The organism is Oleiphilus sp. HI0080 (assembly GCF_001635135.1).
The window spans coordinates 1-609 of sequence record NZ_LWFU01000790.1; the positions used below are offsets into that span (position 1 = coordinate 1).

1 protein-coding gene is annotated in these 609 nt (G+C 45.5%); it reads right to left on the reverse strand.

What is annotated here, in order from left to right:
- Nucleotides 1-609 (reverse strand): ribonuclease E/G (locus tag A3751_RS16250; protein ID WP_197466417.1); only part of this gene is annotated, 609 nt, incomplete at both ends.

Consider the following 609-nt stretch of genomic DNA (forward strand, 5'->3'; position numbering starts at 1 on the left):
CGCTTACGCGTCATCTCCACCAATCCAAGCTCAGACACACAACTGATTGTCGTTCGTGCATGGTCGCGCTCAAGCATCTTTTCCAGCATTCTTAATACTTGGCGCTGATGCTCTTCGTCATCCATATCAATAAAATCGAGAATGATGATTCCGCCAAGATTGCGAAGCCGAAGTTGACGACCGATTGTTCTGGCCGCTTCAAGATTGGTTTTAAAGATTGTCTCTTCTAGGTTGCGATGCCCGACAAATCCACCCGTATTTACATCGATGGTTGTCATGGCTTCGGTTTGATCAATGATCAGATAACCACCGGACTTCAGCTGTACCTTTCGACTCAGCGCTTTCTGGATTTCGTCTTCAATACCATAAAGATCAAAAATCGGACGCTCTCCGGGGTAATACTCAAGGCGAGAACTCACATCAATCAGAAAATTCTCAGAAAACTCCTTTACCTTGGCAAAGCTCTCTTTGGAGTCGATACGAATTTTCTCGGTTTGAGGTTTGACCAAATCACGGATAGCGCGCACATGAAGCGGCAACTCTTGATAGATCACCTCCCCCATTTTACTATTTTTGATACGCTGCTCTAGCTTGGTCCACAAACGCATT